At 63.6% G+C, this 10,709-nt stretch carries 14 protein-coding genes; 5 read left to right on the top strand and 9 right to left on the bottom strand.

All coding sequences use genetic code 11. The annotated features are described in order from the left end of the window. The 3 genes from CTR53_RS17525 to CTR53_RS17515 all read left to right on the top strand — a co-directional run. The coding region (locus CTR53_RS17525) for an amino acid ABC transporter permease (RefSeq protein WP_290816455.1) at positions 1 to 990 on the top strand (990 nt) is incomplete at its 5' end. A 15-nt stretch (positions 991 to 1,005) separates the two neighbouring features. Then, the gene (locus CTR53_RS17520) at positions 1,006 to 1,746 is read left to right on the top strand and encodes an amino acid ABC transporter ATP-binding protein (protein ID WP_290816452.1); all 741 of its coding nucleotides are present in this window, start codon (positions 1,006 to 1,008) and stop codon (positions 1,744 to 1,746) included. Between the two features lie 148 nt (positions 1,747 to 1,894). Continuing rightward, a complete protein-coding gene (locus tag CTR53_RS17515; protein WP_290816449.1) occupies positions 1,895 to 2,386 on the top strand; it encodes a hypothetical protein in 492 nt (163 codons plus the stop codon). Between the two features lie 26 nt (positions 2,387 to 2,412). Here the strand turns inward: CTR53_RS17515 and CTR53_RS17510 are convergent, their stop codons facing one another. Beyond that, on the bottom strand, positions 2,413 to 2,736 hold the full coding sequence (locus CTR53_RS17510) for an AzlD domain-containing protein (protein ID WP_290816446.1): 324 nt from the start codon (positions 2,734 to 2,736) through the stop codon (positions 2,413 to 2,415). After that, positions 2,733 to 3,461, bottom strand: a complete 729-nt coding sequence (locus CTR53_RS17505; protein ID WP_290816443.1) for an AzlC family ABC transporter permease — start codon at positions 3,459 to 3,461, stop codon at positions 2,733 to 2,735. Before CTR53_RS17505 ends, CTR53_RS17510 begins: the two co-directional genes overlap by 4 nt. A 52-nt stretch (positions 3,462 to 3,513) precedes the next feature. Between CTR53_RS17505 and CTR53_RS17500 the strand changes: the two genes are divergently transcribed. Further along, on the top strand, positions 3,514 to 4,149 hold the full coding sequence (locus CTR53_RS17500) for an ABATE domain-containing protein (protein ID WP_290816440.1): 636 nt from the start codon (positions 3,514 to 3,516) through the stop codon (positions 4,147 to 4,149). Position 4,150: 1 nt separating this feature from the next. On the opposite strand, the gene CTR53_RS17495 is transcribed toward CTR53_RS17500, so the two are convergent. From CTR53_RS17495 to CTR53_RS17470, 6 genes are all read right to left on the bottom strand, one after another. Further along, positions 4,151 to 4,765, bottom strand: coding sequence for a GNAT family N-acetyltransferase (locus CTR53_RS17495; RefSeq protein ID WP_290816437.1), 615 nt, complete (start codon positions 4,763 to 4,765; stop codon positions 4,151 to 4,153). 11 nt (positions 4,766 to 4,776) lie between these two features. After that, a complete protein-coding gene (sseA, locus tag CTR53_RS17490; RefSeq protein ID WP_290816434.1) occupies positions 4,777 to 5,637 on the bottom strand; it encodes a 3-mercaptopyruvate sulfurtransferase in 861 nt (286 codons plus the stop codon). A 24-nt stretch (positions 5,638 to 5,661) separates the two neighbouring features. Continuing rightward, positions 5,662 to 6,384, bottom strand: a complete 723-nt coding sequence (locus CTR53_RS17485) for an alanyl-tRNA editing protein (RefSeq protein ID WP_290816431.1) — start codon at positions 6,382 to 6,384, stop codon at positions 5,662 to 5,664. 6 nt (positions 6,385 to 6,390) lie between these two features. Beyond that, a complete protein-coding gene (locus CTR53_RS17480) occupies positions 6,391 to 7,392 on the bottom strand; it encodes a cysteine synthase A (protein ID WP_290816428.1) in 1,002 nt (333 codons plus the stop codon). An 83-nt stretch (positions 7,393 to 7,475) separates the two neighbouring features. After that, positions 7,476 to 8,123 (bottom strand): NUDIX domain-containing protein, encoded by a 648-nt coding sequence (locus CTR53_RS17475; protein WP_290816424.1) that lies wholly within the window; start codon positions 8,121 to 8,123, stop codon positions 7,476 to 7,478. Next, positions 8,108 to 8,641 carry a gamma-glutamylcyclotransferase family protein gene (locus CTR53_RS17470; protein WP_290816421.1) on the bottom strand — a complete coding sequence of 178 codons (534 nt, stop codon included), beginning with the start codon at positions 8,639 to 8,641 and terminating at the stop codon, positions 8,108 to 8,110. The genes CTR53_RS17475 and CTR53_RS17470 overlap by 16 nt, the downstream gene beginning before the upstream one ends. Between CTR53_RS17470 and CTR53_RS17465 the strand changes: the two genes are divergently transcribed. Then, positions 8,640 to 9,335, top strand: a complete 696-nt coding sequence (locus tag CTR53_RS17465) for a ChrR family anti-sigma-E factor (protein ID WP_290816418.1) — start codon at positions 8,640 to 8,642, stop codon at positions 9,333 to 9,335. The genes CTR53_RS17470 and CTR53_RS17465 overlap by 2 nt on opposite strands. A 12-nt stretch (positions 9,336 to 9,347) precedes the next feature. Here CTR53_RS17465 and CTR53_RS17460 read toward each other — a convergent pair whose 3' ends face one another. After that, positions 9,348 to 10,706 carry a cyclopropane-fatty-acyl-phospholipid synthase family protein gene (locus CTR53_RS17460; RefSeq protein ID WP_290816415.1) on the bottom strand — a complete coding sequence of 453 codons (1,359 nt, stop codon included), beginning with the start codon at positions 10,704 to 10,706 and terminating at the stop codon, positions 9,348 to 9,350. Between the last annotated feature and the right edge of the window lie 3 nt (positions 10,707 to 10,709).

The raw sequence follows: 10,709 nt of genomic DNA, 5'->3' as shown, positions 1-10,709 counted from the left end.
CTGACCCTTCTGTCGGTCTGGCTGGTCCTGATGAGCCTGCCGCCCTTCATCGAATGGGCGCTGATCAAGGCGAATTTCACGGCGGATACCTCGCAGGCCTGCCGCGCCGGTGGCGGTGCCTGCTGGGCCTTCATCGGGCAGAAATACCGCCTGATGCTGTTTGGCCTGTATCCGTATGACGAACAGTGGCGGCCGCTGATTGCGGCGATCCTCCTGATCGCAATGATCGTCTCCAGCTGCATGCAGCGCTTCTGGAACGTCAGCCTGCTGGTGATCTGGGTCGGCGGCCTCGCGATTGTCTCCGTCCTGATGTGGGGTGGAGTTTTCGGCCTGCGCTATGTCGAGGACACCCAGTGGGGTGGGCTACCGCTCACACTGATCCTGTCCACCTTCGGCATCGCGATCGCTTTCCCATTCGGCGTGCTGCTGGCACTGGGGCGGCGTTCACGCATGCCGGCGATCAAGACGCTCTGCGTGCTTTACATCGAACTGATCCGTGGTGTGCCGCTGATCTCGATGCTGTTCATGTCGTCGGTGATGCTGCCGCTGTTCCTGCCGGAAGGTTTCAGCATCGACAAGCTGCTGCGCGCCCAGATTGCCATCATCCTGTTCGCCGCCGCTTATCTGGCGGAAGTGGTGCGTGGCGGCCTGCAAGCGATCCCGAAAGGGCAGTATGAAGGTGCCGACTCGCTCGGCCTGTCCTACGGGCAGAAGATGGGTTTCGTCATCCTGCCGCAGGCACTCAAGATTGTGATCCCGCCGCTGGTTAGCCTGTTCATCGCTGTGTTCAAGGACACCTCGCTGGTCGTGATCATCGGCATCTACGATCTGATGCAGTCGACCAAGGTGGCGCTTACCGATGCCGCCTGGCGCGGTTTTTCGATTGAAGCCTATGTCTTCGTCTCGGCGATCTACTTTATCTTCTGCTTCGGCATGTCAAAATACAGCCAGAATCTCGAAAAGCGTCTGGCAACCGGTCATAAGCACTAAGGGGGCCAGATCATCATGGCTGAGTCGGTTATCGAACTGCAGAGTGTCAACAAGTGGTATGGCGAATTCCACGTGTTGCGGAACATCAATCTCAGCGTCCGGAAGGGTGAGCGCATCGTCATCTGCGGGCCGTCAGGCTCTGGCAAGTCGACGATGATCCGCTGCATCAACCGACTGGAAGAACACCAGAAGGGCCATATCGTCGTCGATGGCACCGAACTGACGAATGACCTGAGGAATATCGATGCCATCCGGCGCGAGGTCGGCATGGTGTTCCAGCACTTCAACCTGTTCCCGCACCTGACCGTGCTGGAAAACCTGACGCTTGGTCCGATCTGGGTGCTGCGCAGGCCCAAGGCTGAGGCGGAAGAAACCGCGATGAAATACCTCAATCGCGTACGCATCCCGGAGCAGGCCAACAAGTTTCCCGGCCAGCTTTCCGGTGGCCAGCAGCAGCGCGTCGCCATTGCGCGTTCGCTCTGCATGAACCCAAAGATCATGCTGTTCGATGAGCCGACCTCGGCGCTCGATCCGGAAATGGTCAAGGAAGTGCTGGATGTGATGATCGGCCTGGCCCAGGAAGGCGGCATGACCATGCTTTGCGTCACCCACGAAATGGGTTTCGCCCGCAAGGTCGCCGACCGGGTGATCTTCATGGATCGGGGCGAAATCATCGAGCAGAACACGCCGGACGAGTTCTTCTCGAACCCGCAGAACGAACGCACCAAGCTGTTCCTGAGCCAGATTCTGCATTAAGGCTTGTTTTCGTCGTTCCCGCGAAGGCGGGAACCCAGTCATTCTGTCCACTGGATCCCCGCTTTCGCGGGGATGACGGTTTTGTTTGCGGCTCCATCAAATCCCGAAACCGTGTTACGCTCCTCCCATCACAGATGGGAGGAGCGTCATGCGTATCGCAGCCGCCGTTCTTCTGAGTCTCGCAGTCTTCAGTTCTGCCTGGGCGCAACTGCCCGCCGTCGACCCCGTCAACAAGTATCGCCTGATTGGTCCTGCCGACCGAAGCGACAGTCGTTGTATCGGTCAGGCCACCACGCCCCTTTGCGCCGTCGAGACCCTGCTGGCCTGCTTTGCGCGCCGCGATGCAGATCTGTGCCATGCTGTCTGGTCCGGCGGTGAGGGCGTCTCGGGCTTCCTGGCAAAGCTGCAGAGTTCACGCTACTGGTGGAGTTATCGTATCGCTGCCGCCGAGCAGTCCAACGCCGGCGAGGCTGTGATCGCCGTGGCCGGCCGCATGTGCGGCCTGCAGAGCGCCGAGCCGGACTGCTTCACCACCCCGGCACCGCCGACCAGTTACCGCTTGCGCCAGGTCGATGGCCGCTGGCAGGTCGTGGATTGGCAGTCGCCGCCCGGACAGCATCCGCAGCCGGCCACGCGCTAACAACGCCTGACTGACAGTCGCCGGCGTCAGGCGCCGGTGAAGTAACGGATGCCGATGGCCAGCGCCATGCCGATCAAAATGGCGGTCATCGATTTGCGCAGTAGGATCATGCAGGCGACGGCAGCGGCGAGACCGGCCCACATGGCAGGGTCGCCCTTCATCACGGCAGCGACCACGATAGCGACCAGCACGCCGCCGGCGGTCTGGCGCAGGAAGCGCTCCAACTTCGGCGACAGGGTGACATAGCCCATCAGCCAGAAGCCGCCGGCCCGGGTCGCGTAAGTCACAATGCCCATGCCGAGGATGGCAATGACAGCGGCAGTGTCGAACGTGGTCAGGCCTTCGATCATGCCGCTTTCTCCTCATCACGGCTGGTGATGAGCCCGGCGAGGCCAGCACAGACACCGCCGATCAGGATGTACCAGTTGCCCGGCAGCCAGAGCAGCGCGCCAGCCGTGCCGGCCACCGCAGCAATCCAGGGCCAGATGTCATCCCTGCCGCGATACAGCCCGACGACTGACGTGGCGAAGACGCCGGCGATCAGCACATCCAGGCCCCAGCGTTTTATATCCAGGCCGCCGCTGCTGATCAGTGCGCCGGCTGCAGTGCCGCCGACCCAGACCGGCCATTGCATGATCACGGTACCGAGCAGGATGCCGAGGTCGCGCCGGCCATTCATCATGGCCTGCAGGGCGATGGCCCAGCCGGCATCGGTCATCCCGGCCGAGACCGGCAGCACCTGGCGTAGCGGCAGGTTTGAGATATAGGGATAGAGCGCGGCGCCCATGACGATATGGCGCGCGTTGACCAGGAAGGCGGTCAGGATGATTGCCGCGACCGGCAGCGGCACGGCAGTCCACAGCGCCAGCACGGCGAACTGCGCGCTGCCGGCAAAGGCAGCGGCACTCATCAGGATGGCTTCACCCGGCGTCATGCCGACACCAAGCGCAGCTGCACCGAAAGCAAGGCCGAAGGGAAGGGCGCTGACGCTGTAAGGCGCCGTCAGCTTCATGCCGTGCAGAACGCCGGCGCGGGTAAAGGTCGCCGGCTCAGTTTGGTTCGGGACTGATTCCATGGGGCGGAAACTAGGGATTGGCGCAAGCCCAGTCAACCGGTATGGTGGTTATATGGGAGAGACTCTTCGCATCACGACCACCGGATTGCATGGCGGTCATCCGGCGCTGGATTTCGTCAATACGCTGGACTGGCGCGACCGCTCCACCGCTGAGGGCGGACCCGAGGACATGCTGGTGTCTTACGATGCCCTGCTCGCCTGCTGGCGCCGGCTGGGCATTGTCGGGACGGCGACCGAAGGCGAGTTGAAGCGTCAGGCCCGACGCGATCCGTCGCAAGCCGTCACTGTGTTGGGCGAGGCGCTGGAGCTGCGTGAGGCGCTGCACCGGATGGCGCAGGCGGTACGGCAGGGCAAAGAGGCGCGGCCGGTGGATCTCGATGCACTGAATCGCTGCCTGCTGCGCTATCCCGAAGCGCGGGTGATCGCCAATGTGAGTGGTGGCGCGCGGCTTGGCTGGAAAGCGCATGGCGACGGGCTGCAACTTGGTTCGCCGCTCGGCGCGATGGCGCGGCTGGGCGCTGATCTGCTGGTGAGTGCGGAGCCAGCCAGTATCCGCTGCTGCGCCGGGCCGGGCTGCGGCTGGCTGTTCCACGACACCAGCCCGAACAAGCGTCGTCGCTGGTGTTCGATGGAGAGCTGCGGCAATCGCGCCAAGGCACGCCGGCATTACCAGAAACACAAGGCATGATTCAGCGTCGCGGATCGAACAGCGCGTCACGCATCTGATAGGGGCGGAAACCGCTTTTCTGGTACAGCGGCAGCGCAGCCGGATGATCCAGATTACAGGTATTCACCGTCAGGCGGTCGATGCCGGAGGACCAGGCCTGCCGGATGCCGGCGCGCAGAAGCCACGGCCCGATGCCGCGGCCGAAGAATTCAGGCGTCAGTCCGAAATAGGCGATGTTGACGGTTCTGCGGTCGTCTGCATCGGTGTTACGGCGGTCGAGTTCGATATAACCGGCCGGCACGCCGCCGACATAGGGCACCCAGATTTCCACCAGCGGATCGGTGATGATGCCGCCGAGTGCGAGATCGGTCATGCGATGGCGGTCGACCCAGTGCCATGGCCGGCCGACGACATCGTAGAGATAGCGATAAAAACCAGTGGTCGGCTTGTCGAGTTTCAGCAGGGCCAGCTTGGGCACCAGCGGTGGCAGGTTCGCCGTTTCCGGCGGCGCCTTCGTCATCTCCAGATAGACGACAGTGACGTTATAGCGGCCGTCATCCAGCAGCGTGGCGGGCGGCAGGCGGAAGATCGCCGGTGCAACCGTTTCAGACGAGCGGATGTCGCGCGCCTCGGCCAAGCGTCAGCCTCTCAGGCGACTTCCGCCGGCAGGTCGGTGCGACCGCCCCATTCGGTCCACGAGCCGTCATAGACCGAGACCTGGCGATGGCCGAGCAGATGCATGCCCAGCGTCAGGATGCAGGCCGAAACGCCCGAGCCGCAGCTGTTCACCACCGGCCTGCTGAGATCGACGCCGGCCTTGCTGAAGATGTCTTTCAACGCGTCGGCCGATTGGAACAGGCCGGTTTTCGGATCAGTCATCATGGAGGAGGGTACGTTCAGCGAGCCGGGAATATGGCCGCCGCGCAGGCCGGCGCGCGGCTCGGGCTCAGTGCCATCGAACCGCCCCTTGCTGCGCGCATCCACCACCTGTTCGCGCTTAGCTCCGATATTCGTGCGCACCTGATCGACGTCGCGCACCAGCAGGTCGTTGCGACGCGCGGTGAAATGCCGTTCACGCGGCAGCGGCGGCAGGTCTTCGATCGGCCGGCCTTCGGCTTTCCATTTCCTGAAACCGCCGTTCAGCACAGCCACATCATTGTGGCCGAAGACGCGGAACATCCACCAGGCGCGTGGGGCGGAGAGATGCACGTCAGAGCCGTCATAGACCACGATGCGATTGCCATCGCCGATGCCCAGCCGACGCATGCGGGCGGCAAACTTTTCCGGGCTGGGCAGCATATGTGGCAGCGGCACATCCAGGTCCGCGATTTCGTCGATGTCGAAAAATACCGCACCGGGAATATGCGCGGCATTGTATTCCGCCTTGCCGTCGCGGTTCATCGCCGGCAGATACCAGGAGGCATCGACGATACGCAGATCCGGCGCCTTCAGGTGATCGGCCAGCCATTCGGTCGAAACCAGCGCATCCGGATTGACATACGACGACATCGTTTGCTCCCTAATCAAATCTTGTCAGGCCGCGAAGGCGATATTCACGCGGCGGTTCTGCTTGCCCTTGTTCTCGATCTTGACGACGGCGACCGGACCGATCTCGCCGGTACGGCCGACATGCGTGCCACCGCAAGCCTGCAGATCGAGCGGCTTGTCGATGCCGGCTACCTCGATCAGGCGCACCTTGCCCAGACCCATCGGCGGTTTCACCGCCATGGTCTTCACCAGCTCGGGGCTGTTCAGCATTTCCTCGTCAGTGATCCAGCGTGCGGTGACGGCATGATCGCCGGTGATCAGCTCGTTCAGCTTCGCGGTCAGTGTGTCCTTGTCGGGAATGCTGTCGGCCATGTCGAAATCGAGGCGTCCTTTGCCATCGCTGACCTGGCCGCCGGTGACCGGATAAGGGACGAGGACCGAGAGCAGATGCAGGCAGGTATGCATGCGCATCAGGCGATGGCGGCGCTCCCAGTCGATTTCCAGTTTACCCTTGGCGCCGACCTTCAGTGCGGCCGAGCCCGCGGCCGGCACATGCACGATGCCATCCGGGCCGTCGCCCTTGCGCGTGTCGGAAATCGCCACCGTCTCGCCGCTTTCCAACACAAAGCGCCCGGTATCGCCGGGCTGGCCGCCACCGGTGGGATAGAAGACGGTGACATCGGTCTGGAAGCCGCGTTCGTCGATGGCGGTGACGACGGCGTCGCAGGATTTCAGATAGGCGTCGTCGCGAAACAGGAAGCTGGTCATGGGGCTTTAGCTCATCCAGGCCGGAACCGGTAGGTTCTTTTCACGCAGGAAGTCAGGATTGAACATCTTGCTCTGATAGCGCGCACCGCCGTCGGCCAGGATGGTCACGATGGTGTGTCCGGGGCCCATCTTTTTCGCGAGACGAATGGCGGCGGCAATATTGATGCCGGACGAACCACCGAGCACAAGGCCTTCATGCTGGATCAGGTCGAACACCACCGGCAGAGCCTCTTCGTCCGGGATCTGGAAAGCGTCATCAGGCGTGATGCCTTCCAGGTTGGCGGTGATGCGCCCCTGGCCGATACCTTCGGTGATCGAGCTGCCTTCGGCTTTCAGTTCGCCATGCTTGTAGTAGTGATAGAGCGCAGCGCCCATCGGGTCGGCCAGTGCGACCTGGATCTTCGGATTGCGCTGTTTCAGCGCCATCAGCACACCGGCGAAAGTCCCGCCGGAACCAACTGCACAGGTGAAGCCATCCACCTTGCCGCCGGTCTGATCCCAGATTTCGGGCCCGGTGGTGTGCGCATGCGCCTCGCGATTGGCGACATTGTCGAACTGGTTGGCCCAGATCGCCCCGTTCGGCTCGGTCTTGGCGAGTTCTTCGGCCAGCCGGCCGGAATATTTCACGTAGTTGTTCGGATCCTTGTAGGGCACGGCCGGTACCAGCCGAAGATCGGCGCCGCACAGGCGCAGGAAATCCTTCTTCTCCTGGCTCTGCGTATCGGGCATCACGATCACGGTCTTGAAGCCGAGCGCATTGCCGACCAGCGCCAGACCAATACCGGTATTGCCGGCGGTACCTTCGACGATGGTGCCGCCGGGGCGCAGCGTGCCGCGCTTGAGCGCGTCCTGCACGATGTAGAGCGCGGCGCGGTCTTTCACCGAGCCGCCGGGATTCATGAATTCGGCCTTGCCATAGATGTTACAGCCGGTGAGTTCGGACGCGCGGCGCAGGCGGATCAGGGGGGTGCGGCCGATGCTGTCGATGAAGTCTTTGCGGGTATCCATAGGCACTCTCAAATCAGGGGGAGCGCGGCCATATAGCGCGCTTTCCCGGGCAATCCATGCCTCCATCCTATACCGAGGGGGGGTTAGGGTCGCAACCCGCGCGGATCGGCCCAGTTCCGGCGCAATTTGTCGCGGTGCAGCGCGAGCCAGAGCAGCGCGAAAGTAGCGGGCGGGTTGGGGATTTCCCCAGCTTCCCACCGTGCAAATGCGTCGGCGAAGGGCAGGGCGAAAACGCGAATATCCTCGGCTTCCTCGCCCAGACCGTGGACGCCGCCGGCCTTGCCGGCATCGACTGGGGCACAGAACAGGTGATAGCGCTCGCTGCAGAAGCCCGGGGTGGCATAGACGGTGTTGACGAAGATCAGCGGGCCGACCGGTTCGAGACCGCTTTCCTCCTTCATCTCCCGCAGCGCAACCTGTTCCAGGCTTTCGCCCTCCTCGATCAGGCCGGCGACGATCTCGGTCATCCAGGCGCGGTCGCCGTTCAACAACGCTGAGGTGCGGAACTGCTCGGCCAGCACGACCTCGTCGCGCACCGGATCGTAGGGCATCACACAGACGGCATCGCCGCGCCCGACCACCTCGCGGCTGATCAGCGGCGTCATGCCACCACGGAACAGGCCGTGACGCAGATGCAACTCATCCACCTTCAGATGCCGGTCGTAGACGCGTTCGTGACTCACGATCTCAATCGGATAGGGCTGCCTGGACGTATCTACCGGTTTGCGCATGGCATCGGACCCTGGTCTTGCAAGGAATGGAGGAAGACGGCCTTGTCACGCCGTTGCCAGCGCGGCAGGGTCCAGTCGTCGAAACTTGCCAGCAGCGCGGCGCCCGCCGGCAGGAAGACGCGGACACGGCTGGCGGCTGCACCGGCGGTGCCACAGCGGACGGGAAGGGCGCGCGTGACGTATTCCGGGCCCTCATAGGCGGTCAGGCGCGAGACATCGCTGGCACGGGCAGGGCGAAACAGCAGTCCCGTGACCAGACTGCCGGCAGCGCGCAGCAGCACCGGATAGCTGTGGCCGCGGGCGCGCTTGCGGCGCCAGCCGGGCAGGCAGGCGGGGCGGAGTTGGCGGGGACTTGGCCGATATCCGAGAATCAGCCGCTGCACATCCGCGTCGCACAGCGTGCCGTAGAAGAAATAGCTCATGAGGGGCGATCTTGACCGGTCCGGGGATTGATCCAGTTTACCTTTCGCAGCGTACAATACCCTGTAGAACAGCGAGCGAAACTTCGCAAAGATCATGGCTGTGACCGATTTGGCCGCACATATCGATTCGACCAGTCCAGGCCCGGCCCATCATATCCCGGCCGAGCTGTTGGTGGATTATGCCGCCGGCACCCTGGACGAGGCCTGGTCGCTGGCGGTGGCCTGCCACCTGACGCTCTGCCCGCACTGCCGCCGCGAGCTGAAAACCATCGAAGCCGCTGCCGGGCAGATGGTCGAGGCAGTGACGCCGTCGGCTGCCGCGACAGGTTTCGCGGCGGTGGCCGACCGGCTTGGCGCGCAGGAGCCTGCGCCGTCGCCTGCTCCGGCCGTCGCCTCGGACGGTCTGCCGCGGCCGCTGCACCGGTATCTCGGTCATGGACTCTCCGGTATCCGCTGGCGCTGGAGCGGCATGGGGCTGGAAACCTTTTCGCTGTCCATCGGCAAAAAGCGCGGCGGCATGGTCAGCCTGCTCAAAGTGGCGCCGGGTGCCGGCCTGCCACTGCATACGCATAAGGGCGACGAGATCACGCTGGTGCTGAGCGGCGGCTATACCGCCGGCGACGCCGCTTTCCGCCGTGGCGATGTCGAGATCGCCGATGGCGCGGTGGAACACCGTCCGCTGGCCATGCTGGATCAGCCCTGCATCTGTCTGGCGATCGCCGATGCGCCATTGCGTTTCAGCGGCACGCTCGGCTGGTTCTTCAACCAGTGGGCCAGACTTTCCGCCTAAGACTGCCTTCGGCTAGCCGCGCGTGAAGCCGTATTGCAGCACGTCGATGGTGCCCGCGTTGAAGCCGCCCTCGCAATACGCCAGATAGTATCGCCACATGCGACGGAAGCGTTCGTCGAAGGCCAGCTTGCCGCGGGCATCCAGCGCGCGGATCTGTGGCCATGCGGCATCGAAGCTTCGATGCCACAGGTTCAGTGTGCGGGCGTAATCGCGGCCGAAACTGAAAGCATCCTCGACCTTGAGGCCGGCCTGCGTTGCCTGCTGCTGCACGGTTCGAGGCGACAGCAGCATACCGCCGGGAAAGACATGTGCCTGGATGAAATCCATGGTGCCACGATAATCCTCGAAATAACGATCGGCGATCACGATAGCCTGGATGCCGGCGCGGCCCTGCGGCACCAGGCGGTCGCGCAGCTGGGTGAAATAACGCGGCCAGTATTTCTCGCCCACAGCCTCGATCATCTCGATGGAGGCGATGGCGTCATAGCGCTCGGTCAGGTCACGATAGTCGCGCAGTTCGATCTGCACACGTTCGCTTAGACCCTCCTGCTGAACGCGCATCTGCGCATAGTCATGCTGCTCGCGGCTGATTGTCACGGCATGGACCTGGGCGCCGAATTCACGCGCCGCCAGGCAGGCAAAGCCACCCCAGCCGCAACCGATTTCCAGCAGGCGCTGTCCAAGCTTCAATTGGAGTACTTCACCAGCAAGACGCCGGTATTTCTCGGTCTGCGCCTGTTCGAGTGTCTGATCTGGCGTGCACCACAGCGCGGCGGAATAAGTCATGCCCGGATCGAGCCAGCGGGCGTAGAACTCGTTGCCGAGGTCGTAATGGTAGGCGATGTTGCGGCGGCTGCCGCGCCGGTTGTTGGCGGCCAGCGCGAAACCGATGCGGCGCAGCAGCCGCAGCCACGGTTTGCCCATCAGCGTGTCGTCCAGTTCGCCATTGCGGCAGGCCCATTCGGTCAGCACCGCAAGGTCCGGACTGTCGAAATCGCCATCGAGATAGGCCTCACCCACGGCAAGGTTGCCGCCCAGCAAAAGCCTCCTGGCCAGCCGGTGATGATTGATATCCAGCCGCGCCTCGGGGCCGGGCTGCGCGCCGCGTGCCTGCAGGGCACGGCCATCGGGCAGGGTGACGGTCAGGCTGCCATGCGTGACCCGCGCCGCCAGCGCCAGCATCAGCTGTGTCCAGCGCGGCACATTGCGCAGGCGCAGGGCGTCCTGCGCGGTTCTCAGCAGCAGCGGTTCGGCCGTGGCGGCAGCATGAGGTGAATGGCTGGCCTGGCCGATCACGCCTGCGGCAGCGTCGATGGCGAGATCGGCGGCGCGATCAAGCGCCGACTTGCGCTCCAGGTAACCGTCACTCATGCA

The organism is Ferrovibrio sp. (assembly GCF_002796975.1).
Classification (GTDB): Bacteria; Pseudomonadota; Alphaproteobacteria; order Ferrovibrionales; family Ferrovibrionaceae; genus Ferrovibrio.
The sequence above is the reverse complement of the archived record's forward strand: the minus strand, read 5'-3'. Positions and strand labels throughout refer to the sequence as shown.

Excerpts from the sequence above, each read along its gene's own strand:
- CTR53_RS17520 (WP_290816452.1), top strand. The coding sequence starts at position 1,006 with ATGGCTGAGTCGGTTATCGAACTGCAGAGTGTCAACAAGTGGTATGGC.
- CTR53_RS17515 (WP_290816449.1), top strand. The coding sequence starts at position 1,895 with ATGCGTATCGCAGCCGCCGTTCTTCTGAGTCTCGCAGTCTTCAGTTCT.
- CTR53_RS17510 (WP_290816446.1), bottom strand. The coding sequence starts at position 2,736 with ATGATCGAAGGCCTGACCACGTTCGACACTGCCGCTGTCATTGCCATC.
- CTR53_RS17505 (WP_290816443.1), bottom strand. The coding sequence starts at position 3,461 with ATGGAATCAGTCCCGAACCAAACTGAGCCGGCGACCTTTACCCGCGCC.
- CTR53_RS17500 (WP_290816440.1), top strand. The coding sequence starts at position 3,514 with ATGGGAGAGACTCTTCGCATCACGACCACCGGATTGCATGGCGGTCAT.
- sseA (WP_290816434.1), bottom strand. The coding sequence starts at position 5,637 with ATGTCGTCGTATGTCAATCCGGATGCGCTGGTTTCGACCGAATGGCTG.
- CTR53_RS17485 (WP_290816431.1), bottom strand. The coding sequence starts at position 6,384 with ATGACCAGCTTCCTGTTTCGCGACGACGCCTATCTGAAATCCTGCGAC.
- CTR53_RS17480 (WP_290816428.1), bottom strand. The coding sequence starts at position 7,392 with ATGGATACCCGCAAAGACTTCATCGACAGCATCGGCCGCACCCCCCTG.
- CTR53_RS17475 (WP_290816424.1), bottom strand. The coding sequence starts at position 8,123 with ATGCGCAAACCGGTAGATACGTCCAGGCAGCCCTATCCGATTGAGATC.
- CTR53_RS17465 (WP_290816418.1), top strand. The coding sequence starts at position 8,640 with ATGGCTGTGACCGATTTGGCCGCACATATCGATTCGACCAGTCCAGGC.
- CTR53_RS17470 (WP_290816421.1), bottom strand. The coding sequence starts at position 8,641 with ATGATCTTTGCGAAGTTTCGCTCGCTGTTCTACAGGGTATTGTACGCT.
- CTR53_RS17460 (WP_290816415.1), bottom strand. The coding sequence starts at position 10,706 with ATGAGTGACGGTTACCTGGAGCGCAAGTCGGCGCTTGATCGCGCCGCC.